Here is a 21,482-nt window from a genome sequence, read left to right as displayed (position 1 = left end):
AATCGATGACATAGATCGCGCTCAGGGGAATTCGAAAAAATGCAGATCCTCCTGAAGTTCGTCAAATGGCTGCTCGGCCTGGCTGTGCTGGCCGCCGCGATACTCGCCGGCTGGCTGTATTTCGCGCCGCCGGAACTGATCCGCGTCGGTTCCGGCTATGCTGCCAAGATCGTCTGCTCGAACGTCTTCATCGCCGGGCGAGACGCCAACGACGTGCTCGCCGTCGATGTGCAGGCGCCGGGTCATCCGCTGCTGAAGCTGATGAGAGTGTCGGTGGACAAGGAGAAGGGAACGGTTTCGGCGGGCCTGTTCGGCGCGCTCGGCAAAAGTGTCGCGGTTGCGCGCGACGGGCTCGGCTGCGCCTCGGTTCCCGACGGCGATATTGCCGCCGCCAAGGCTGTCGCCGGAGCTCCACCGACGCCGGCGCCGCTGCCCGATCTGATCTGGCCGGAGGGCGACAAGGCCGATGCCTCGCAGGATCCCGAGGTCGCGAAAGTCCTCGACGATCCAGCCATGACCGGCGCCGGCATGCGGGCGGTCGTGGTCGTTAAGAACGGCCGCATCGTCGCTGAGCGTTATGGCGACGGCTTTTCCGAAAAGACGCCGCTATTGGGCTGGTCAATGACCAAGACGGTGAATGCGGCGATCGTCGGCACGCTGGTGAAGGAGGGCAAGCTGGCGATGACCAACCAGGGTCTGTTCGGCCCCTGGAAGGGAGATGGCCGCGCCGTGATCAGCCTCGCCGATATGATGGCGATGTCGAGCGGGCTGGAATTCAACGAAGATTATGGCGACGTCGCCGACGTAACGCGCATGCTCTATCTCGAACCGGACATGGCGGGCTTTGCCGGATCCAAGCCGCTGACCGGCGAGGTCGGCAAGGTGTTTTCCTATTCGAGCGGCACGGCGGTGATGCTGTCCCGATTGTGGCAGGACGCGATCGGCGACAAGGACAAGGCACTGGCGTGGCCTAGGACCGCGCTGTTCTATCCGCTCGGCATGCAGAGTGCAGTGCTGGAGGCCGACGAGCACGGCACCTTCGTCGGCTCGTCCTACCTCTACGCCACGGCACGCGACTGGGCGCGCTTCGGCCAGTTCCTGCTGCAGGGCGGCGTCTGGAACGGCAAGGAGATGCTGCCCGCCGGCTTCGTCGACTGGATGCGGGAACCGGCAACTGCCTCGAAAGTCTACGGCAAGGGGCAATTATGGATAGAAGGACCGGGCGACGAAGAAAACCCCGGCGCCGGCACTACCGCCGGCCTGCCCAAGGACACCTATTGGATGGAGGGGCATGATGGGCAAACGGTTGCCATCATCCCCTCGGAGCAGCTGGTTGTGGTGCGGCTCGGGCTGACGCCGGCCAGGCTCGGCTACCGGCCGCAGGCGATGGTAGCGGGGCTGGTCAAGGCGCTGCACTGAGGAATGCGGCGGTCGCAGTCTTGTCTATGCGGCTGTCGCCAAAGGCTTGGCGCGATCAACACGCGCCCGCTCGTCGGGTGAATTCATAACCGTCCAAAGATCGTTACGGCGCTGGACGTTCAACCAGAAATCCGGGCTGTTGCCAAACACCCGCGCCAGAATGAGCGCGGTAGCCGCCGTCACGTTGCGGCGGCCGTTGCACAATTCGTTCACATGCTTGCGCTGGACGCTCATAGCTTCGGCCAAAGCCGCCTGTGTCAGGCCGAGTGGTTGCATGAATTCTTCCGTAAGAATTTCGCCAACCGTTGCTGGCTTGCGTGCGGTCATCAACATGTCTCACCTCACTTATATATAGCTGTGGTCGTCGAGATAGATGTCCGACGCCTCGCCCCGGCCCCCGTCCCAGCGGAAGACCAGCCGCCATTGTTTGTTGACACGGATCGAATGGAAGCCTTCGAGATTGCCGCGCAACTTCTCGAAATGGTTGCTGGGCGGCACACGCAAATCCTGATCGATCGCCGCGTCGTCAATCATCTGGAGCTTGCGGAACAAGCGGCTTTCGAGATCGGACGGAATATTGCGGGAATGGGTGTCGTCCACGAAGAAAGCCCGCAGCCATCCATCTCTAAATCCGATGATCATCCCATGCTTCCGGCGAGGAGATAATGTACCACTCCTTGGGTCACATGGCAATGTGTGATTTAGCCAATTAACTGATTTCAGCCACGGCCCCCATTTAGGATTGGAGCCCCAAAACCTTCCACGCCAAAATTGATATTAGATGGCGATCTTGATCACGGCGAGCCAGCTGTAGCCGCGATAAAGTGTTCTGAATCGAAGGCTTGCACCAACTCTCGCAGATTCCGATTCCAGGACGTCGCGCAGGGCTTCACGCGGCTGGACATGGAATTTTCTCAACCAGCCGCGCAGCAGCGTGCGGAACCAGCCGGGCAGGGCCTCCTGCTGGCCGAAATCGACGACGTGCAGCGAGCCGCCCGGTGACAGGGCAGCAAGAGCCGCGAACACTGTCTTCTCCCAGCCGGGAATCATCGACAGCGAATACGAGACAAAAATGCGGTCGAAACTTTTGACGCCGAACAGTGCTTTCGCGTCGAAATCGGTGGCGTCGCCGCACGCCAGGGTGACGCGGCCGGAGAGGCCTTCGCGCGCGAGGGCGGCAGTGGCCGTCTCCAGCATCTCGGCCGAAATATCGAGGCCGAAGAAGCGCGCGCCGGGATAGCGGCGGGCGGCGAGGATGATGTTGCGGCCGGTGCCGCAGCCGAGCTCGAGCACGGTGCCGCCGGCCGGCACATCGAGTCCGGCGATAAGCCGGTCGCGGCCGAGCAGATAGTATTTGCGGGTCAGGTCGTAGATATGACGCTGCCAGCGGTAGACGCCGTCCATCAGCTGGGCATGGCTGGCCGGCAATTCGGTCGTGCTCATGCGGACCGCTTCACATAGAGATGGAAGCCACCATAGATGGCCGAGCGGTCGCGCGCCGAAAACTCGCGCGAGGCGTCGTTCTCGTAGCGCCACTGGTCGAGCAGCGAATTCGAGACGCGGCCGGGCAGCAGGCTGGGTTCCGCGGCGGTACGGAAGATGACGCGGGCGCCGGTTGAGGCGGTTCGGGTGATCTCGGCCCACAACCCGTTGAGCTGGTGGTCGGTCATCCAGTCCTGTGCATCGAGCAGCACGAAGCGATCCACCGAGCCGGCATCCTTGCCGGCAAGGAACTCGATCAGATTGGCGTGGTGGATGGCAACGCGATCGACATTGTTGCGGATCGTCTTGTAGTTGCACTTTTCGAGATAGGCGGGCAGGGCGGCCTCGCCCGGATCAGGGTAGCGGCGGGCGAAAGCCTGCCAGGCGAAATAATTGGTCTTCAGCGGAAAATCGCAGGCGAGCTTTTCCAGTCGTGCCTTCAGCACGCTGGCCATGGTGCCGTCACCCGAGGTGATCAGCGAATCGTACTGGGCCGGCGGAATGCCGAGGCCGAACAGCGAGGCTTTTCGTGAGGTCGCCCATTTCAGCAGCGGTTTTTCGAAGACCGGCGCCAGCTCTTCGTCGAAGAAGCGGCGCTGATCGGCGATGCTCTTGGCGTCCATGATGCCGGCCGGGTCGACGCCGAAGAATTTTGCGGTGCGGTGGCCTATGGCGATGAACAGGCCAAGCAGGCCGGTCTGGTAGAAATTGCGGTCGAAGACAGCGATGCGGCGACGGCCGCGCCAGTTGCGGCGCTCCCAATAATGGCGGCTGACCGGGTCGAGATGCGGTGCGATGAAGCGATCGTAGGCCTGTGAATTGTGCCCGGTCTCAGCCGCGCCGAAGAAACGGAACAGGTCGCCCTGCGACGGCAGGTGACGGACGGCTTCGAGCTTCATGCGGTTCAGCGCGATATGGGCAGCGTTGAGGTCGACGGCATCGATCCTTTCCGGCGAGCGGGTGAGATAGGCAAGGATGTTACAGCCGCCTGAGGCAATGGTGACGATGCGGTGGCCCGTCCCGAGCTGCATCGCGTCCATGTCGATTTCGGGGTCTTCCCAGATCTGCGGATAGACGAGGCCGGAGAACAGGAAGGCGAACAGGCGCTCGGAGATGCCGGCTTTCGACAGCGGGCGGTTCTGGTAGACGGCCTTGCCGACTTCCTTGCCGCGGCGAAAAACCAGGTCCCCAGAAATGTCCGTCATGGCAAGGCGATTCCCCGTTTGCGTTGCCGCAAGCGGGTAGCGCAGGGTGATGACAGGCCGGTGACAGCCTGTTGACGCGAGTTCAGGCCTTGCCAAATCCACCTGGGGTCGGCGTCGTCACGATGACCGCCTCGCCAGCGTCGAGGATGGTCTGATCGCACGCTTTCAGCGTCTCGATCGCGCCGGTCTTGCGGCGGACCTTGGTCGAACCGGCCTCGCCATCGCCGCCTCCGTCCAGTCCCCGCGGCGGGCGGTTGCGATGCGAGGACAGGATCGCGCATTCCATTTTTTCGAGGAAGCGGATGGTGCGCCTGGTGCCGTCGCCGGCATTCCATTTGCCTTCGCCGCCGGAGCCTTCGCGGATATGAAAATCCTCCAGCAATACCGGGAAACGCAGTTCCAGCACTTCCGGATCGGTCAGGCGCGAATTGGTCATATGGGTGTGGACGCCGGAGGTGCCGGCAAAACCGCGGCCGTCGTTCATCCGGCCGGCCGGCGAGCCCGAGCAGATCGTCTCGTAATACTGGTACTGCTTGTTGCCGAAGGTGAGATTGTTCATCGTGCCCTGCGCATTGGCCATCGCGCCCATGGCGCCGAATAGCGCGTTGGTGACGTGTTGCGAGGTCTCGACATTACCGGCGACGACTGCCGCGGGATAGGCGGGTTTCAGCATCGAGCCGTCGGGAATGATGATGTTGATCGGCCGCAGACATCCGGCATTCATCGGGATGTTGTCTTCGACCATGACGCGGAAGGCATAAAGCACAGCGGCTCGGGCGACCGGCTCTGGCGCATTGAAATTGTTCTTCATCACCGGCGACGTTCCGGTGAAGTCGACGGTCGCTTCGCGCTTCCGCCGGTCGACCGATATCTTCACCTTGATCATTTGGCCGGTGTCGGTCGGGTATTCGTATTCGGAACTGTCGGGCAGCCGCTCCAGAACGCGGCGCACGCTTTCGGCGGCATTGTCCTGGACATGGCCCATATAGGCTTCGACCACATCGAGGCCGAAATGGGCGACCATCTTGCGCAGCTCGGCGACGCCCTTTTCGTTCGCGGCGATCTGCGCCTTGAGGTCGGCGATGTTCTGGTGCGGATTGCGCGCCGGGTAGGGGTGGTCGGTGAGCAGCGTCTCCAGGTCCTTCTCGCGGAACCGGCCGCGATCGACGATGCGGAAATTGTCAAACAGCACGCCTTCCTCGTCGACGGTTGTGGCAAGCGGCGTCATCGAGCCGGGCGCGGTGCCGCCGATGTCGGCATGATGGCCACGCGAGGCGACGTAGAAGAGGATCTCCTCCCCCGTCGAGGGGGAGGTGGCGGCGAACCCGCCGGAGGGGGTCGTTGCGGCAGTGCTCGACGCACTTGTGGTGCCTTCTGCGAGGACCCCACCCGGCCGCTTCGCGGCCACCCTCCCCCTAAGGGGGAGGGAAAACACCGGCGTCACCACTGTGATATCAGGCAGATGGGTGCCGCCATTGTAAGGTGCGTTCAGCGCAAAGACGTCGCCGGGATGGATGTCGCCGGAGTTCAACCGGATGATGGTTTCCACCGAGCGGTCCATCGAGCCGAGATGCACCGGCATATGCGGCGCGTTGGCGACCAGCGCGCCATTCCGGTCGAAGACGGCACAGGAGAAGTCGAGGCGCTCCTTGATATTGACCGAATAGGCGGTGTTCTGCAGCGTCACGCCCATCTGCTCGGCGATCGACATGAACAGGTTGTTGAAGACCTCCAGCATCACCGGATCGGCTTCGGTGCCGAGTGCGGCGTGTCGGCGCTTCTTCTCGACGCGCCGCATCAACACGTGATCCTTGGCGGTGATCTCGGCCTGCCAGCCCGGCTCGACGACAATGGTCTGGTTTGGCTCGATGATCAAAGCGGGGCCGGCGATCTTGTTACCAGGCTTCAGCGTTTCGCGGGGGAAAATGCCGGCGTCGCGCCAGACGCCGTCGACAAAGATTTTCCGGTTCCCGGAAGAACTTGCGGCCATGTCTTCAACAACTGAATCGCTTTCGTCGCGGCCGGTGCCGCCGGTATCGGTACCTTCGACGCCGATCGACTCAACGATCATCGGCTTGTCGTCGTAGACGAAACCGAACTGCGCCTTGTGCGCCAGTTCGAAGTCCGCCTTGGCCTGCGCAATCGAGCCGTGCCCGAAGTTCACAGGCAGCGCGGTATCGGTGGCGTCGTAGCGGATCTGCAGCACCGGTCTCGAGACGACCGCGTCTTCGCTGATGCCTTGCGCGGCGAGTTCGTCGATGACGGCTTTGCGCAGCGTTGCGATGAGTTCATCGATCGCTGGCCCGGAATTGTCCGCCAGCGGCTTCAGCAGCGCCTGCTGGCGTGACGCAAATACAGAGGATAGGCCGATGCCGTATGCCGAGAGCAGCCCTGAGAAGGGATGGATCAGCACCGCCTCCATGCCGAGCGCATCGGCGACCAGGCAAGCGTGCTGGCCGCCGGCGCCGCCGAAGCAGTTCAGGAGGTATTCGGTGACATCGTAGCCGCGCTGCACCGAAATCTTCTTGATGGCGTTGGCCATGTTTTCGACGGCGATGGTGATGAACCCTTCGGCGACGGTTTCCGGTAAGCGGCCGTCGCCGATCTCGGCGGCAAGTGCGGTGAATTTTTCGCGAACCGTCTGGACGTCGAGCGGTTCGTCCTGGCCCGGTCCAAAAATAGCCGGGAAGAACTCGGGCTGCAGTTTGCCCAGCATGACATTGGCGTCAGTGACGGCCAGCGGGCCGCCGCGCCTATAGGCGGCCGGGCCGGGGTTGGCGCCGGCCGAATCCGGCCCGGCGCGAAAGCGGCCGGCCTCGTAATGCAGGATCGAGCCGCCACCTGCAGCGACGGTGTGGATGCGCATCATCGGCGCGCGGATGCGCACGCCGGCGACCTCGGTGTCGAAGGCGCGCTCGTAGTCGCCATCGTAATGGGCGACATCGGTGGAGGTGCCGCCCATGTCGAAGCCTATGACTTTGCCGAAACCGGCGAGTTTTGCCGTCTCAACCATGCCGACGACGCCGCCGGCCGGGCCGGACAACAGCGCGTCCTTGCCCTGGAACATGTCGGCGGCGGTGAGGCCGCCCGACGACATCATGAACATGAGGCGAGGAGATTGGCCGATCTCCCCCCTTGTGGGGGAGATGCCCGGCAGGGCAGAGGGGGGCGCCGTAGGGTGCTTTGTGTCATGATTGGCGTCACTAAGATGCTGAGATGCTGGCGGGACAGCGCCCCCCTCTGTCGGCTTCGCCGACATCTCCCCCACGAGGGGGGAGATTGGAGCCACGCCCAGCTCACCGGCAACCCTTTGCACATACCTAGCCAGGATCGGCGACAGATAGGCGTCGACCACCGTGGTGTCGCCACGGCCGACCAGCTTGATCAGCGGCGAGACCTCGTGACTGACCGAGACCTGCGAGAATCCGAGCTTTCGACAGACTTTGGCGACCGCCTTTTCGTGCTCGGGATGTTTCCAGGCATGCATGAAGACGATCGCGACCGCATCGATGCCATCCGCCTTGGCTTGCTCAATAGCCGGGCGTACCGAAGCAATGTCGAGCAGGCGCTCGACACTGCCGTCGGCGCGAACCCTTTCGTCGATCTCGACGACACGCTCATAGAGCTGTTCGGGAAGGATGATCTGCTTGGCAAAGATATCGGGCCTGGCCTGATAGGCAATCCTCAGCGCATCGCGGAAGCCTTTGGTGATGAGCAGCAGCACACGGTCGCCCTTGCGCTCGAGAAGCGCATTGGTGGCAACCGTGGTGCCCATCTTGACATCGCCGATCAGAGCGGAGGGGATTGGAGCGCCGGGTTGGACGCCGAGCAAATCGCGAATGCCCTGGATGGCAGCGTCGGCATAGGCTTCGGGATTTTCCGAAAGGAGTTTCCTTGGATGCAGCCCGCCTTGCGGGTCACGGCCGATGACATCGGTGAAGGTGCCGCCACGGTCGATCCAGAAATCCCATTTTGCAGTCACTGCGGCGGCTCCCGGGATTTTTCCCTGTTCGATCTGTTAGCTTGCGAGGCCCTAACCGGCAATCGTCAAATGATTGGAATATGTTACAGGCAGAAATGCAACGTTACGAAACTCATGCGCAGCTTACGCATTGTGTCCTCGACCGCCGCCGGTAACGGAGGCGTGATTAGAGGAGAGATATCATGAAGAAACTCATTCTTGCGTCGGTGTCGGCGCTTGCGTTGCTTGGCCTTGCCGCCTGCAGCAACAGCGGCACCGACAACACCACGACGCAGAGCACCAACCCGCCGGCATCCGACCAGACGATGAAGCCGGCTGCTCCTGACGCCAACAAGCCTGCCGAGCCGGCTCCGGCTCCGGCGCCTGCGCCGGCTGCTCCGGCTCAGTAGTCAATGTGACAACCAAGGAAAGGCTGGCCTCACAGGCCGGCCTTTCTGCTGCTTACGATACCAGCGCCTGGCGGTCGAGTGCGACGACGTGAGCGCTGGCGCCAGCCGCCTCAGGCATTGCGCCAAATCGATTGGGCCAGCCCCTGCGGCACTGTCTTGGCTTGATAGCGATGGGTGGTTGGTCCTATGAAGCCCCCATGTCGATTTGGGACCGCCTTGGCGACTTCGTCACACGCGTTTCATCTTCAGCGTCGTCAGGCGTCGCCGAAGTGGTCGAGGCCGTGCGCACGGTTTTCTCCGGCGATGCCGATCTGCGCCGGCGCGTCGCCTTCTCGGTGGCGATGATCGCCCTGTCGGCCAAGATGGCCAAGGCAGACGGCATCGTCACGCAAGACGAGGTGCGCGCCTTCCAGGAAATATTCGAGGTGCCGAAGGAACAGAGGCGCAATGTGGCGCGGCTCTACGATTTGGCCAAACGCGACATTGCCGGTTTCGAGACCTATGCCGAGCGGATGGCGCAGCTTTGCGGTTCGGGCCATTCGAACTGCCTGATGCTCGAGGATATACTCGACGGGCTGTTCCACATCGCCAAGGCCGACGGGCTGGTGCATGAGCGCGAGGGCGAATTCCTGCATCGCATCGCCGAGATATTCCGCATCGATGAGGCGCATTACCAGAGCATCCTGGCCCGGCATGTCGATCTGGGTGCCGCCGATCCCTATGTTGTGCTCGGCATCGAGCGCGGGAAGCCGTTCGAGGAGGTCCGCAGGCGCTACCGCAAGCTGGTCTCCGACAATCATCCGGACCGGCTGATCGCACGCGGCCTGCCGCAGGAATTCATCAAGATCGCGACGACCAGGCTGGCGGCGATCAACGCGGCCTATGAAATGATCGAGCGAGGCCTGCGGCACGCATGAGCGGCTTTCCGCCCGATGAGCCGAGCGCCGAGGTCAGGGTATCGCCGAATTTCGGACCACGGCGCGGGACGCTCGGACCCGATATGATCGTGCTGCACTACACCGGCATGGCTACCGGCGCCGGTGCCGAGGCATGGTTGTGCGATCCGGCAAGCGAGGTCTCGTCGCACTACCTGGTCCATGAGGACGGCCGCATTGTTCAGATGGTAAGGGAAAGCGACCGCGCCTGGCATGCCGGCAAGAGCTCGTGGTTCGGACAGAGCGACATCAACTCCTGTTCGATCGGCATCGAGATCGTCAATCCGGGGCATACGCTCGGCTATCGCAACTTTGCAAAACCGCAGATCGGTGCGGTGATCGGCCTGTGCGCCGGCATCATCGAGCGCCATTCCATTCCGGCGCAGCGGGTGCTTGCCCATTCCGACGTGGCACCGGGGCGCAAGGTCGATCCAGGCGAGAAATTTCCATGGAAGGCCTTGTTTGCCGTCGGTATCGGCCATGTTGTGCCGGCAGCACCGATCCGGCGCGGCGCCGTGCTGAAGCCAGGCGATACCGGCGCCGAGGTAGAGGCGCTGCAGTCGATGCTGGCGCTCTATGGTTATGGCGTCGAGATCACCGGCGCCTTCGATCGGCAGACCGAAATCGTGGTAGAGGCATTTCAGCGGCATTTCCGGCAGCGCCTGGTCGATGGCATGGCTGATGGATCGACGATCCGCACGCTGGAAAGGCTGCTCGCTTCCGTAAGGATAGCCTCTCTCAAATAATCTTTTGCCAGCTTAAAAATTACAATCTGTTACTCAAAGTGACTTGCGTCGCCTTCTTTGGCGCCAATTCCGTCGTCAAAGGCGATCCGTACAGATTGTCGGACGTCTATCCCCCCAAATGTTCCGATGTTGATTGAGGGTATCTGCGCGAAGTTCTTTGTGCAGATCAAACAGAACAGGATCACATGCAGAAATTGACCGTTTTAACGGCAGCCATTGCTGCCGGCGTAATGACTTTTGCCTTCAGTGCGGCAAACAGCGCACCGCTGAGCCAGCGGGCCGATCAGGGCTTCAGTGCCGCAGCCGGCAAAACCGCCGTGCCGAAAGCCACCCGTGGTGTAAAACGTGGTGTAAAAGTAGAGAAGACCGCCACCGCAAAAGTGGAACAAGCAACCGCGGTAAGGACGAAAAAGCCGGCCCCTGCGAAAAAGCCAACCGCTGCAAGAAAGACAATCTCAAAACACTATGTGAAGCGTAACCGCAAAAGCATCGACCACATGGCAACGGCGTCAGTCGCTCCGAAGAGCAGGCCAGCGCCTCAGGCGGTGGTAGTCGGCGCCAGCGGACAGTATTCGGCGATCATTGCGCGTTATGCCGCCAGCTATGGCGTCCCGGTGTCGCTCGCCAACGCCGTCATCAAGATCGAAAGCAACTACCAACCGAACCAGGTCGGCAGCGCCGGCGAGATCGGCCTGATGCAGATCAAGCCGGCGACGGCGCGGATGATGGGCTATAGCGGTTCGGTTCAGGGCCTCTATGATCCAGATACCAACATCAAATACGGCATGAAGTACCTCGCCATGGCGCGGGATCTCGGCGGCGGCACGACCTGCGGCACGATCCTGAAATACAATGCCGGCCATGCCGCCACACGGATGAACCCGGTGTCCGCAGCCTATTGCGGCAAGGTCAAGGTCCAGCTGGCTGCACTTGGAGCGCCCGCCTGACAAGCGACAACTTGCTTTTTCGTTTGCGTTTTCGGGCCTGAACCCCTTTATACGCCTTGCCAGCTGGCCGGGCGGCCGCACCCGCGAAGCCGAAAGGCTGCGGGTGAGGAAAGTCCGGGCTCCATGGAGACACGGTGCCGGTTAATGGCCGGCGGGGGCGACCCCAGGGAAAGTGCCACAGAAAGCAAACCGCCACGATCCAATCGTGGCAAGGGTGAAAGGGTGGGGTAAGAGCCCACCGCGCGACTGGCAACAGGAGCGGCACGGTAAACCCCACCGGGAGCAAGACCGAATAGGGGCGGTGCGAGGGGAAACCCTCGAGGGCTGTTTCCGGCTCACCGTCCGGGTAGGTTGCGTGAGGCGTATGGCAACATGCGCCCAAGATGAATGGCCGCCACGTTCTCGCCGTGTAAGCGGCGAGGGCCATACAGAACCCGGCTTACAGGCCAGCTGGCAGTTTTCCCCGATAAAAGGAAATCTCCTGATATCAGCAGGTTGCGTCTTCGGGCGCAGCCGTTGGTTCAGTTTTCGACCCGCAATTAAGCGCGGCATTCCTTGAAAATGGTGCGATTAAATCGTACCATTTGGATGACGGTATTCAGGAGCGCGTCATGGGACAGGTCGATAAACGCAGCATCACGCTGTCGCCGGAATTGGCGGCGGTGGTCGACGACGTGGTCGCCGCCGGCGAATATGCCTCGGCGAGCGAGGTGATCCGCGACGCGCTGCGGCAATGGAAGGACCGGCGCGACCTGCTCGGCTACACGGTCGAGGAATTGCGCAAGCTGGTGCAGGAAGGGATCGACAGCGGGCCGGGGCTGGACGGGCCGCCAATCATGGAACGGCTGCGCGCCAAATATCTGAAAATGGCCGGAACCAAAGGCCTTGAGGAGTGAAATACCGCCTGCTTCCTCAGGCATTGATCGACCTCGAAGCCATCGGCGACTACATTGCCGAACAGAATCCAAATGCGGCGGTTCGGCTCGTGGATCTCTTGCAAAGGCGGTGGGATTTGCTGACCCTGCACCCCTTCTCAGGTGCGCCGCGCGAAGACATCGCAACCGGAATCCGTCACCTGATCGTCGGCGAATACCTCACCCTGTACCGCGTCAGTGAAGAGGCGATCGAAATCGTTCGCGTGCTGCACGGCCGGCGCAAGATTGATGCCGACGATCTGAATTCGTGATTGCCGATTCAGCCACCGATTGCGTCTAGCGACGCCTCGATCGCCTGCCAAAGCTCTTCCACCGGCTCGCAGCCGACCGACAGGCGAACGAAGCCGGGCGGAACGGCATCTCCCCTTTTTGATCGCCGTTCGGCCGAGGTGTGTACGCCGCCGAACGACGTCGCTGCCTGCATCAAGGCGCAGTTGTTGATGAAATCCTCGGCCTTGTCCTCCGAGGCGAGCACGAACGAGATGAGAAATCCGAAGCGCTCCATCTGGGCGCGGGCAAGATTGTGCGATGGGTCACTCTCCAGTCCCGGAAAGCGCAAGCCGCTGATCGCGCGATGGTTTTTCAGCCGTCGCGCTATCATTTCGGCGGAAGCGCACATGCGGTCGAAGCGCACGTCCAGCGTTTCGAGGCCGCGATGCACCAGCCATGCCTCGAACGGCCCGGGGATAGCGCCCGACGTCTCGCGCCAGTCGGTCACCCTCGAGATAATGTCCGCGTCGCGGCTGGCGACATGGCCGAACAGCACATCGGAATGGCCGTTTGGTGCCTTGGTGTCGGCGGCAATGACGATGTCTGCGCCGAGATCGAGCGGGCGCTGGCCGAAAGGCGTCATCGTCGTGTTGTCGACCACAAGCCCCGCACCCGCTTTGTGCACGGCTTCGGCGACGGCTGCGATGTCGCATATGTCCAGTCCCGGGTTGGCGGGCGTTTCGACGAACGCAAGCCGATACCCATCGAAGCCGCCGTCGAGGAAGCTCGATGTTGGCCGGACATCATAAGCGACGCCGAAGGACTTCAGGAAGCGCTCTGCCAGCGCTCTCGTCGTGTGATAACCGTCGGACGGCAGCAGGATACGGTCGCCGGCTTTGAGCAGGCCGAAAAATACTGCCGAGATGGCAGCCATCCCCGAGGGAAAGGCGACGCATGGGGCGTCTTCCAGATGCGCCAGCATGTGCTCGACCGCATCCCAGGTTGGATTGCTGAAGCGGCCATATTGATCATAGCCGGTGGCGTCGCCGGGCGCATGAAAGATGGCGGCCATGGTCAGGGGCAAGGGGATCGGGTCGCCCTTGGCCAGCCCGCCGCGGCGCAGATGGGGAAGTGCCGCGGCGCGTGACTTGGCTGTTTCGGACATGGTTTCAACCTCGTTACTGACCGGAAAAGGACATGCCGAGGCTATGCGCGGCAGCGATCCGCAGCAAGCCGGCTCCGGTTGGGCCACACGGCTCTAAACGCTTCGTTAGGCTTAATAGACGATAAAGACGGGAGTGCCGTCAAAGCTGCTCTCCCCAGTCGTGGCAGGCGCGTTTTGAAGACTGTTCCCGTTGACGCCCATAACACCCCATGATATCCCATTCCGATACTCAAGCCTTCGTTTCGTGTCAGGGTGAAGCGTACGCCAATCGGGCAGCCGCGGCGGCTGCGCGTTTGCCTGCGTTCGCCCGTTATAACGAAGTGGGTTTTGGACGCCGACCGGGCTGGGGCGGCGCGGACAGGAAGATGCAGAGGGGTGCGGCGGCGCAAGCGGCCGTAACGCGTAATGGACCGGTTTCTGTCGAACGCGGTGAACAGGATCGATGCGAAGGGACGGGTGTCCGTGCCGGCGCATTTCCGTGCCGTTGTGCAGAAACGCGGCTATTCGGAACTTTATGCGCTACGCTGCCTGGATCGCCCGGCGATGGATGTCGGTGGGCTCGACCTGCTCGATCGCTACGAGCAGCGCATCGCCCAGGAAGACCCGTTCCTGCAGACGGCGGACGACATGTCGTTCTTCTGCCATGGCGATGGAACGTTTCTGAAGCTCGACCAGGACGGCCGTATCACGATGAGCGATTTCATTCGCGAGCATACCGGCATTTCAGCGGAAGTGGCCTTCGTTGGCCGCGGCAATTTCTTTCAGATCTGGGAGCCGGGACGGCTCAGCGCCTATGGGACGGAAGCACGCGCCCGGCTTTTGCAGCTTCGGCAGGGGACGAAGCCCGAGGAGCGGCCGGAATGATGGCGGGCGACGGCGATGAAGTTCATGCCGTTGGCGGACCAGCCCGTCACATTCCGGTCCTCCTTGCCGAAGTTCTGGAGGCGCTGGCGCCGACAAAAGGCGAGGTGATCGTCGACGGCACGTTCGGTGCCGGCGGCTACACGAAGGCCATTCTGGCAAGCGGAGCCTCGGTCGTCGCCATCGACCGCGATCCGGATGCGATCGCGGCGGGGCGGGCCCTTGAACAGCAGTCCGGCGGCAAGCTCAGGCTTGTCCAGGCACCGTTCTCGACGCTCGACGAACAGGTTGAAAGTGCCGATGGCGTCGTGCTCGACATCGGCATCTCCTCCATGCAGATCGACCAGCCGGAGCGCGGCTTTTCGTTCCGGGCCGATGGGCCGCTCGACATGCGCATGGCGCAGGCGGGCCTGAGCGCCGCCGACGTCGTGAACACCTTCAAGGTGGGCGATCTTGCCCGCATCTTCGGTTTTCTCGGCGAGGAACGCCATGCCGGGCGCATCGCCCGCATGATCGAGAGCCGTCGCGAAAAACGCCCCTTCCAGCGCACGCTCGATCTTGCCGATGCCATCGAGACGCATATCGGTCGCGCGCCAAAGGACAAGATCCATCCGGCCACCCGCGTTTTCCAGGCGCTGCGCATCTTCGTCAATGACGAACTCGGTGAACTGGCCAAGGCACTGTTTGCCGCAGAGCGCGTGCTGAAACCGGGCGGGCGGCTTGTCGTGGTGACCTTCCATTCCCTGGAGGACCGCATCGTCAAGCGCTTCATCGCCGACAGAGCCGATTCAGCGACCGGATCGCGGCACCTGCCCGAGGCGCAGGCGCGCACCGCCACCTTCACCAAGAAGGGCGGCGGCGTAACGCCTGGCGATGCCGAGATAACGGCAAATCCGCGGGCGCGCTCGGCAAGGCTGCGCGCTGCGATCCGTACAGAGGCGCCGGCGCGCGCCGGCGATTTTTCGATTTTCGGCCTGCCAAAACTGCCTGGCCCAAAGCTTCCCGGCGCCGATCGACCGGGAGAGAGGTGAGCACGTGTTTCGTACCAGCGACATAGTCCTGATCGCCGTGATGGTTTCGGCGGCCGCCCTGACCTACAAGACCAAGCGCGAGGCCGAGGAGCAACTGGCGGCAGTGCACAAGATCCAGGCGCAGATCCGTTATGAGGAGGACACGATCGACCTGCTCAAGGCGGACTGGAGCCTGCTTACCCAGCCGTCGCGCCTGCAGAAGCTCACCGAAATCTACAAATCGCAACTCGGACTCGAGCCGGTCAATGCGCGGCAGATCGTCGGGCTGGACGATCTGCCGGCGAAACCCGTCAATATCGAGGACCTTTCATCGCAGCGGCTGGGCGGCATGGCCGATATCGGCGGCAAGGATCCCGTGGTGACCGGAGGCGTCGTCCAATGATCACCGGATTTCCAATGGCTGCCAGATTTCCAAAGATTGGCAGGCTGCTGAAGCGCGGTTCGAAGCCCGGTGCAGGCGGATCAATCGTGGTCGAAGGTGCCCGCAAGGCGACCGGTGGCAAGGGCAGGACCCGCATCGTCATGACGATGGCAGTGTTCTTCGGCATCTATTCGACCATTGCCGGGCGGCTGGTCTATCTGGGTTTCCAGAATCCCGACCTGTCGGGCGGCCCGCAGAGCCGGGTGACGGCATCGCGACCCGACATCGTCGACCGTAACGGCGAAGTGCTGGCGACCGACATCAAGACCGCGTCGCTGTTTGCCGAACCGCGCCGCATCGTCGATGCCGACGAGGCGATCGAAAAGCTGTCGACGGTGCTTCCCGAGATCGACTACGAGCAGACATACAACAAGCTGAAGAGCGGCGCCGGGTTCGTCTGGCTGCAGCGGCAACTGACGCCGAAGCAGCAGGCCGACATCATGCAACTCGGCATCCCCGGATTCGGCTTTCGCACCGAAAAGCGCCGGTTCTATCCGGCCGGCGAAACCTCGTCCTACATTGTCGGCCTCACCAACATCGACAATCAGGGCATCTCCGGCATGGAGAAATACATCGACGAACAAGGCTTGAGCGACCTTCAGGCGTCGGGTCTGGCGGTGGCCAAGGATTTGAAGCCGGTGCAGCTCTCGATCGACCTGCGCGTCCAGCATATCGTGCGCGATGAGGTCGCCACCGGTATGGAAAAGTACCACGCGATCGCGGCGGGCGCCGTCGTGCTCAACGTCAAGACCGGCGAGGTGCTGGCGATGGCGTCGGTTCCGGATTTCGATCCGAACAACCCCTATAACGCGCAGGACAAGGACAGGCTCAACCGTATGTCGGCCGGCCTCTATGAAATGGGGTCGACCTTCAAGAGCTTCACCACCGCTATGGCGCTCGATTCCGGCAAGATAACGCTGCAAAGCCGCTTCGACGCGTCGCGCCCGATCAGGATCGGCCATCAAACCATCCATGATTTCCATGGCAAGGGCCGGGTACTGTCGGTGCCGGAAGTGTTCATCTACTCCTCCAATATCGGCTCTGCCAAGGAAGCCGAAGCGGTTGGCATCGACGGACACCGCGAATTCCTGCATCGCCTGGGAATCCTCGAGAAGATGCAGACCGAACTGCCGGAAGTGGCTCGGCCGACCGAGCCCAAGGTCTGGAAGCAGGTCAATTCGATCACCATCGCCTTCGGCCACGGTGTGTCGACGACGCCGCTGCAGACAGCGGTCGGCTGCGCCGCGCTGATGAATGGCGGCTATCTGATGGACCCGACCTTCCTGCCGCGCACGCAGGAGCAGGCGATGGCGGTGGCCAAGAAAGTGGTCAGCGACAAGACGGTCGAGGGCATGCGCTATCTCTATGCCCTCAATGCCGAAAAGGGATCCGGCCGCAATGCACGGGTGCCAGGATACCGGGTGGGCGGCAAGACGGGAACGGCGGAGAAGGTTGTCAACGGCCGTTACTCGAAGGAAAAGAATTTCAATGCCTTCGTTGCGGCTTTTCCGATGGACGATCCGCAATACATAGTGCTTACGATCGCCGACGAACCGAAGCCGGAAAAGCCCGGCATGGGTGGTACGGCCGCCTCGAACGCGGGCATCATGGCTGCAAACATCATCCGACGTGCGGCTTCCATGCTTGGCGTGAAGCCAGATTTCAGCCATGAAAATGGTGCAACGCTGGTTTCCTATCAGTGATTCTTGGGGCGCGCCGGCAACTGCGCGCTATTTTGTTGCGATGAACGGGGTTCGATGAAGCTGAAAAATCTAGCCGGTATCCTGCCTGTCGAGGGGACAGCTTCCTTCGACATGGAGGTTACAGGGATTTCGTCGGATTCCCGCCAGGTAACACGGGGCGTCGTCTTTTTCGCGCTCACCGGCTCCAAGGCGGATGGCGCAGCCTACGCAGCCGATGCCGCAAGCCGCGGCGCTGCAGCGATCGTGGTCGGCAAAGGCAGTGCGGTCGCCGGGCTGCCAGTCCCGGTTCTTGTCGTAGACGATCCGCGCCTTGCACTGGCGCTGAGTGCTGCACGTTTTTTCGGCATGCAACCGCAAACCATGGTCGCGGTGACCGGAACCAGCGGCAAGACCTCGGTCGCCGCATTCACCCGGCAGATATGGGAGCAGGCGGGTTTTGCCGCCGCCTCGATCGGCACGACCGGCGTGGTGGCGCCGGGCCGCAACGAATATGGCTCGCTGACCACGCCGGATCCGGTCGCACTGCACAGGCTGCTCAAGGAGCTGGCGGAGGCCGGCGTCACCCACGCCTCGATGGAAGCGTCCAGCCATGGCCTCGACCAGCGCCGGCTCGACGGCGTCAAGCTCGCGGCCGGCGGCTTCACCAATCTCGGCCGCGACCATATGGACTATCATCCGACGGTCGAGGAGTATCATCGCGCCAAATTGCGTCTGTTCGACGCGCTGCTGCCGAAGGGCGCGCCGGCGGTCATCTTTGCCGACGACCCGTGGTCGGAGCCGACGATCAAGGCGGCGCGGGCAGCGGGACTGAACGTGCTGACGGTCGGCCGCCACGGCGATTTCCTGCGGCTGAAGCGTGTCGAGCACGAGCGCCACCGCCAGCGCGCCGAGGTCGAAGCGGACGGCGTTCTCCACGAAGTCGACTTGCCGCTGGCCGGCGACTTCCAGATTGCAAATGCGCTGGTGTCGGCCGGACTCGCCATTTCGACTGGAACATCTGTTGCCAAAGCGTTGATGGCGCTGGAGAAATTGAAGGGCGCGCCGGGACGGCTCGACCTTGTCGGGACGGCCGCCAACGGCGCGCCGGTCTATGTCGACTACGCGCACAAGCCGGATGCGCTGGAAAACGTGCTGGCTTCGGTGCGCCCCTTTACCACCGGCCGCGTCATCGTCGTATTCGGTTGCGGCGGCGACCGGGACCGAGGCAAGCGGCCGATCATGGGCGAGATCGCCACAAGATTGGCCGACGTGGTCATCGTCACCGACGACAATCCCCGCTCGGAAGTACCCGAGACGATCCGCGCCGCGATCCTGGAAGCCGCACCTGGCGCCATCGAGATCGGCGACCGGCGCAAGGCCATCCACGAGGCGGTCGGGATGCTTCACGCTGGCGACACGCTGATCGTGGCCGGCAAGGGCCATGAGGAAGGCCAGACCATCGGCACCGAGACGCTGCATTTTTCCGATCATGAGGAAGTTCGCTCGGCGCTGCGGGAGCAAGCGGCGTGAGCTATCTGTGGACCTCCGAGGCGCTGGTTGCCGCCATGGATGGCCGGCCGCTCGGTCCGATGCCTGAAGCCATCGCCGGCATTTCCATCGACAGCCGCAGCCTGCAGCCGGGAGACGCTTTCTTCGCCATCAAGGGCGAGGCCATGGACGGCCATGATTTCGTCACCGCCGCCATCAAGGCGGGCGCCGGCGTGCTGGTCGTCGCCGAGGGCAAGCTGCCGTCGCTGGGGCGGCTGACGGCACCGATGATCGTCGTGGAGGACGTGCTTGTCGCTCTGGAAAAGCTCGGCGTTGCCGCGCGCGCACGCTCAAAGGCCAGGGTGATTGCCGTGACCGGGTCGGCGGGCAAGACCACCACCAAGGAAGCGCTACGCCACGCTCTCTCCGCGGTCGGTACGGTGCATGCGTCGGCCCAGTCGTTCAACAATCACTGGGGCGTGCCGCTGACGCTGGCGCGCATGCCGCAGGATTGCGACTATGCTGTCTTCGAGATCGGCATGAACCATCCCGACGAGATCCGGCCTCTGGTCAAGATGGTCCGGCCGCATGTCGCCATCGTCACGTTGATCGCGGCGGCTCACCTCGGCTTCTTCCGCAACCTGGACGAGATCGCCAAGGCCAAGGCAGAGGTTTTCGAGGGACTGGAGCCCGGTGGCGCCGCCCTTCTCAACCGCGACGATGCGCGCTGGAAGCTGCTGGAGAAGATGGCCAAAGAGGCCGGCGTCGAGCATGTCTACGGGTTCGGCGAGAATGCCCGGGCGACCTTCAAACTGATCAAATGCGAGCTCAATGCCGATCACTCGGTCATCACCGCCAAGATTGGCGGGCACGAGATTGTCGCCAGGATCGGCGCGCCGGGCCGCCATATGGTGCAGAACGTGCTCGCGGTGCTTGGTGCCGCGCATCTGGTCGGCGCCGACCTCACCAGGGTTGCGCAGGCGCTGGCCGATCTTTCGCCCGAACGCGGACGCGGCAAGCGCTATGTGTTGCGTCACCCCAACGGGCCGATCACGCTGATCGACGAGAGCTACAACGCCAATCCGGCGTCGATGAGCGCTGCAATGGCACTGCTCAACACGACGCCGGTGTCGGGCGAGGGCAGGCGCATTGCCGTGCTCGGCGACATGCTCGAGCTCGGCAGCCATTCGGCGAAATTGCATGCCGCGCTTGCCGGTCTGATCGTCGGCACCGACACGCGCACGGTCTTTCTCGGCGGCCCGGAGATGCGGGCGCTGGCCGACGTTTTGCCCGGCGAGATCAGGACGGAGTACCGCGCCGGTGCGGAAGATCTGAAACCGGTTCTTCTATCGGAATTGAAGCCCGGCGACGTGGTCATGATCAAATCGTCGAAGGGCATAGGCTTTTCAAAGCTGGTCGAGGCGTTGCTCGGCAAGTTTCCGGCGGAAGCCACAACCAGCAGACAGACCTAGGATCGGTCCGGGGGACGCAAGCGCATGCTAACACTGCTCGTCGAATTTGCGGACAAGATCTCGGTCTTCAACGTCTTCCGCTACATAACATTCCGCACCGGCGGAGCGCTGATCACAGCGGCGCTGATCGTGTTCATCTTCGGACCGACCATCATCAATTCGCTGCGGCTGCGGCAAGGCAAGGGCCAGCCGATCCGTGCCGACGGGCCGCAGACGCATTTCAAGAAGGCGGGAACGCCGACAATGGGCGGACTGATGATCCTGTCCGGCATCGTCGGTTCGTCGCTGCTGTGGGCGAACCTGTCGAGCATCTACGTCTGGGTGGTCCTGCTGGTGACGCTGGGATTCGGCTCGATCGGCTTTTACGACGATTATCTCAAAGTAACCAAGCAATCGCATCTCGGCTTTTCCGGCAAGGCGCGGCTGGGGCTCGAATTCGTCATCGCCGGCATCGCCGCCTGGGTGATCATGCATAACGGCCAGGCGCCGTTCTCGTCATCGTTGACATTCCCTTTCGCCAAGGAGTTTCTCGTCAATCTCGGCTGGTTCTTCATCCCGTTCTCGTGCTTCGTCATCGTCGGCGCCGGCAATGCGGTGAATCTGACCGACGGTCTCGACGGGCTGGCGATCGTGCCGATCATGATCGCAGCCGCATCCTTCGGCGTCATCGCCTATCTCTCCGGCAACGCGGTGTTCGCCGAATATCTGCAGATCCATTTCGTGCCCGGCACCGGTGAACTTGCGGTGGTCCTTGGAGCGGTGATCGGCGCCGGTCTCGGTTTCCTCTGGTTCAATGCGCCGCCGGCGGCGATCTTCATGGGCGACACCGGCTCGCTGGCGCTGGGTGGGCTGATCGGCACGGTCGCGGTGGCGACCAAGCACGAGATCGTGCTGGTCATCGTCGGCGGCCTGTTCGTCGTCGAGATATTCTCGGTCATCATCCAGGTCGGCTACTTCAAGATGACCGGCAAGCGCGTCTTCCTGATGGCGCCGATCCACCATCATTTCGAAAAGCTCGGCTGGACCGAAAGCCAGGTGGTGATCCGCTTCTGGATCATCGCCGTCATCCTGGCGCTGGTCGGCCTGTCGACCCTGAAGCTCAGATAGGAGGC

20 protein-coding genes and 1 other RNA gene are annotated in these 21,482 nt (G+C 62.6%); 15 read left to right on the top strand and 6 right to left on the bottom strand.

The genetic code is table 11. The features are described 5' to 3' along the window. Positions 1–39: 39 nt before the first annotated feature. Positions 40–1,419 carry a serine hydrolase domain-containing protein gene (locus tag NKH67_RS05335; RefSeq protein ID WP_352501073.1) on the top strand — a complete coding sequence of 460 codons (1,380 nt, stop codon included), beginning with the start codon at positions 40–42 and terminating at the stop codon, positions 1,417–1,419. A gap of 24 nt (positions 1,420–1,443) precedes the next feature. On the opposite strand, the gene NKH67_RS05330 is transcribed toward NKH67_RS05335, so the two are convergent. The 5 genes from NKH67_RS05330 to NKH67_RS05310 all read right to left on the bottom strand — a co-directional run bounded on the left by NKH67_RS05330 (position 1,444) and on the right by NKH67_RS05310 (position 8,088). Then, positions 1,444–1,752: a HigA family addiction module antitoxin gene (locus tag NKH67_RS05330; RefSeq protein WP_352453138.1), complete on the bottom strand. Its 309-nt coding sequence runs from the start codon at positions 1,750–1,752 to the stop codon at positions 1,444–1,446. A gap of 12 nt (positions 1,753–1,764) precedes the next feature. After that, positions 1,765–2,061 (bottom strand): type II toxin-antitoxin system RelE/ParE family toxin, encoded by a 297-nt coding sequence (locus tag NKH67_RS05325; RefSeq protein ID WP_352456184.1) that lies wholly within the window; start codon positions 2,059–2,061, stop codon positions 1,765–1,767. A 135-nt stretch (positions 2,062–2,196) separates the two neighbouring features. After that, positions 2,197–2,862 (bottom strand): class I SAM-dependent methyltransferase, encoded by a 666-nt coding sequence (locus NKH67_RS05320; protein WP_352501072.1) that lies wholly within the window; start codon positions 2,860–2,862, stop codon positions 2,197–2,199. Next, complete coding sequence (locus tag NKH67_RS05315) at positions 2,859–4,106, bottom strand: BtaA family protein (RefSeq protein ID WP_352501071.1); 1,248 nt, start codon at positions 4,104–4,106, stop codon at positions 2,859–2,861. The genes NKH67_RS05320 and NKH67_RS05315 overlap by 4 nt, the downstream gene beginning before the upstream one ends. Positions 4,107–4,188: 82 nt before the next feature. Next, positions 4,189–8,088, bottom strand: a complete 3,900-nt coding sequence (locus NKH67_RS05310) for a hydantoinase B/oxoprolinase family protein (protein ID WP_352501070.1) — start codon at positions 8,086–8,088, stop codon at positions 4,189–4,191. Positions 8,089–8,270: 182 nt separating this feature from the next. Between NKH67_RS05310 and NKH67_RS05305 the strand changes: the two genes are divergently transcribed. From NKH67_RS05305 to NKH67_RS05275, 7 genes are all read left to right on the top strand, one after another. Next, entirely contained in the window at positions 8,271–8,477 is a 207-nt protein-coding gene (locus NKH67_RS05305) for a hypothetical protein (protein WP_023676780.1), read from the top strand. Between the two features lie 197 nt (positions 8,478–8,674). Further along, positions 8,675–9,394 carry a TerB family tellurite resistance protein gene (locus NKH67_RS05300; protein ID WP_352471547.1) on the top strand — a complete coding sequence of 240 codons (720 nt, stop codon included), beginning with the start codon at positions 8,675–8,677 and terminating at the stop codon, positions 9,392–9,394. Next, entirely contained in the window at positions 9,391–10,158 is a 768-nt protein-coding gene (locus NKH67_RS05295; RefSeq protein WP_352471548.1) for an N-acetylmuramoyl-L-alanine amidase, read from the top strand. Before NKH67_RS05300 ends, NKH67_RS05295 begins: the two co-directional genes overlap by 4 nt. Before the next feature lie 185 nt (positions 10,159–10,343). Further along, the gene (locus tag NKH67_RS05290) at positions 10,344–11,105 is read left to right on the top strand and encodes a lytic transglycosylase domain-containing protein (RefSeq protein ID WP_352501069.1); all 762 of its coding nucleotides are present in this window, start codon (positions 10,344–10,346) and stop codon (positions 11,103–11,105) included. A gap of 59 nt (positions 11,106–11,164) precedes the next feature. Then, positions 11,165–11,563: RNase P RNA component class A (gene rnpB / locus NKH67_RS05285), an RNA gene on the top strand. Positions 11,564–11,716: 153 nt separating this feature from the next. Continuing rightward, entirely contained in the window at positions 11,717–12,001 is a 285-nt protein-coding gene (locus NKH67_RS05280) for a type II toxin-antitoxin system ParD family antitoxin (protein ID WP_352501068.1), read from the top strand. Then, positions 11,998–12,291: a type II toxin-antitoxin system RelE/ParE family toxin gene (locus NKH67_RS05275; RefSeq protein WP_352501067.1), complete on the top strand. Its 294-nt coding sequence runs from the start codon at positions 11,998–12,000 to the stop codon at positions 12,289–12,291. The genes NKH67_RS05280 and NKH67_RS05275 overlap by 4 nt, the downstream gene beginning before the upstream one ends. An 8-nt stretch (positions 12,292–12,299) precedes the next feature. On the opposite strand, the gene NKH67_RS05270 is transcribed toward NKH67_RS05275, so the two are convergent. Then, positions 12,300–13,415 carry a cystathionine gamma-lyase gene (locus NKH67_RS05270; RefSeq protein WP_352501066.1) on the bottom strand — a complete coding sequence of 372 codons (1,116 nt, stop codon included), beginning with the start codon at positions 13,413–13,415 and terminating at the stop codon, positions 12,300–12,302. 405 nt (positions 13,416–13,820) lie between these two features. On the opposite strand from NKH67_RS05270, the gene mraZ reads away from it, so the two are divergent. From mraZ to mraY, 7 genes are read left to right on the top strand one after another with little or no spacing between them, the layout of a single operon-like run. Then, positions 13,821–14,279: a division/cell wall cluster transcriptional repressor MraZ gene (gene mraZ / locus NKH67_RS05265; RefSeq protein ID WP_352456172.1), complete on the top strand. Its 459-nt coding sequence runs from the start codon at positions 13,821–13,823 to the stop codon at positions 14,277–14,279. Next, positions 14,276–15,307, top strand: a complete 1,032-nt coding sequence (gene rsmH, locus NKH67_RS05260) for a 16S rRNA (cytosine(1402)-N(4))-methyltransferase RsmH (protein ID WP_352501065.1) — start codon at positions 14,276–14,278, stop codon at positions 15,305–15,307. The genes mraZ and rsmH overlap by 4 nt, the downstream gene beginning before the upstream one ends. Before the next feature lie 4 nt (positions 15,308–15,311). Continuing rightward, entirely contained in the window at positions 15,312–15,689 is a 378-nt protein-coding gene (gene ftsL, locus NKH67_RS05255) for a cell division protein FtsL (protein WP_352501064.1), read from the top strand. Between the two features lie 14 nt (positions 15,690–15,703). Further along, the gene (locus NKH67_RS05250; RefSeq protein ID WP_352471555.1) at positions 15,704–17,431 is read left to right on the top strand and encodes a peptidoglycan D,D-transpeptidase FtsI family protein; all 1,728 of its coding nucleotides are present in this window, start codon (positions 15,704–15,706) and stop codon (positions 17,429–17,431) included. A 54-nt stretch (positions 17,432–17,485) separates the two neighbouring features. Next, a complete protein-coding gene (locus NKH67_RS05245) occupies positions 17,486–18,940 on the top strand; it encodes a UDP-N-acetylmuramoyl-L-alanyl-D-glutamate--2,6-diaminopimelate ligase (protein WP_352614293.1) in 1,455 nt (484 codons plus the stop codon). Next, entirely contained in the window at positions 18,937–20,370 is a 1,434-nt protein-coding gene (locus NKH67_RS05240) for a UDP-N-acetylmuramoylalanyl-D-glutamyl-2,6-diaminopimelate--D-alanyl-D-alanine ligase (RefSeq protein WP_352501062.1), read from the top strand. The genes NKH67_RS05245 and NKH67_RS05240 overlap by 4 nt, the downstream gene beginning before the upstream one ends. A gap of 24 nt (positions 20,371–20,394) precedes the next feature. After that, the gene (gene mraY, locus NKH67_RS05235) at positions 20,395–21,477 is read left to right on the top strand and encodes a phospho-N-acetylmuramoyl-pentapeptide-transferase (RefSeq protein ID WP_023676767.1); all 1,083 of its coding nucleotides are present in this window, start codon (positions 20,395–20,397) and stop codon (positions 21,475–21,477) included. Positions 21,478–21,482 lie beyond the last annotated feature (5 nt).

It is taken from the genome of Mesorhizobium sp. M0968, from assembly GCF_040319065.1.
Lineage (GTDB): Bacteria > Pseudomonadota > Alphaproteobacteria > Rhizobiales > Rhizobiaceae > Mesorhizobium.
Note: the sequence above shows the minus strand (reverse complement) of the source record. Positions and strands in the feature narration are given on the sequence as shown.

Coding starts and splice junctions, on each gene's coding strand:
- NKH67_RS05335 (WP_352501073.1), top strand. CDS start 40: ATGCAGATCCTCCTGAAGTTCGTCAAATGGCTGCTCGGCCTGGCTGTG.
- NKH67_RS05330 (WP_352453138.1), bottom strand. CDS start 1,752: ATGTTGATGACCGCACGCAAGCCAGCAACGGTTGGCGAAATTCTTACG.
- NKH67_RS05325 (WP_352456184.1), bottom strand. CDS start 2,061: ATGATCATCGGATTTAGAGATGGATGGCTGCGGGCTTTCTTCGTGGAC.
- NKH67_RS05320 (WP_352501072.1), bottom strand. CDS start 2,862: ATGAGCACGACCGAATTGCCGGCCAGCCATGCCCAGCTGATGGACGGC.
- NKH67_RS05315 (WP_352501071.1), bottom strand. CDS start 4,106: ATGACGGACATTTCTGGGGACCTGGTTTTTCGCCGCGGCAAGGAAGTC.
- NKH67_RS05305 (WP_023676780.1), top strand. CDS start 8,271: ATGAAGAAACTCATTCTTGCGTCGGTGTCGGCGCTTGCGTTGCTTGGC.
- NKH67_RS05300 (WP_352471547.1), top strand. CDS start 8,675: ATGTCGATTTGGGACCGCCTTGGCGACTTCGTCACACGCGTTTCATCT.
- NKH67_RS05295 (WP_352471548.1), top strand. CDS start 9,391: ATGAGCGGCTTTCCGCCCGATGAGCCGAGCGCCGAGGTCAGGGTATCG.
- NKH67_RS05290 (WP_352501069.1), top strand. CDS start 10,344: ATGCAGAAATTGACCGTTTTAACGGCAGCCATTGCTGCCGGCGTAATG.
- NKH67_RS05280 (WP_352501068.1), top strand. CDS start 11,717: ATGGGACAGGTCGATAAACGCAGCATCACGCTGTCGCCGGAATTGGCG.
- NKH67_RS05270 (WP_352501066.1), bottom strand. CDS start 13,415: ATGTCCGAAACAGCCAAGTCACGCGCCGCGGCACTTCCCCATCTGCGC.
- mraZ (WP_352456172.1), top strand. CDS start 13,821: ATGGACCGGTTTCTGTCGAACGCGGTGAACAGGATCGATGCGAAGGGA.
- rsmH (WP_352501065.1), top strand. CDS start 14,276: ATGATGGCGGGCGACGGCGATGAAGTTCATGCCGTTGGCGGACCAGCC.
- NKH67_RS05250 (WP_352471555.1), top strand. CDS start 15,704: ATGGCTGCCAGATTTCCAAAGATTGGCAGGCTGCTGAAGCGCGGTTCG.
- NKH67_RS05245 (WP_352614293.1), top strand. CDS start 17,486: ATGAAGCTGAAAAATCTAGCCGGTATCCTGCCTGTCGAGGGGACAGCT.
- mraY (WP_023676767.1), top strand. CDS start 20,395: ATGCTAACACTGCTCGTCGAATTTGCGGACAAGATCTCGGTCTTCAAC.